General features: G+C 67.0%; 1 protein-coding gene. It reads left to right on the top strand.

From position 1 onward, the window contains the following. The coding region (locus IJ15_RS0124790) for an integrase core domain-containing protein (RefSeq protein WP_031940955.1) at positions 1-412 on the top strand (412 nt) is incomplete at both ends.

The raw sequence follows: 412 nt of genomic DNA, 5'->3' as shown, positions 1-412 counted from the left end.
CCCCACTCCCGTCTCGCCTCCGCCGAGATCTGCACCGACGAGAAGGCAGACACCGCCATCGGCGTCCTGCACCGCTCGGTCGCCTGGTTCGCCGACCACGTCGTCGTCGTCGAGCGCGTACTGTCCGACAACGGCTCGGCCTACAAGTCCTACGCCTGGCGCGATGCCTGCGCCGAACTCGGCATCACGCACAAACGAACTCGCCCCTACCGCCCCCAGACCAACGGGAAGATCGAACGCTTCCACCGCACCCTGGCCGACGGATGGGCCTACGCCCGCTTCTACGAATCAACCACGCAACGCAACGCCGCCCTGCCTGGCTGGCTGCACTTCTACAATCACCACCGACCCCACTCCGCAATCGGCGGCCGGTCGCCAGTCACCCGACTGACCAACGTGCCCGGGCATCACA

This window comes from Prescottella defluvii (assembly GCF_000738775.1).
GTDB classification, from domain to species: Bacteria; Actinomycetota; Actinomycetes; order Mycobacteriales; family Mycobacteriaceae; genus Prescottella; species Prescottella defluvii.
This window is presented reverse-complemented; position numbering and strand designations above follow the sequence as displayed.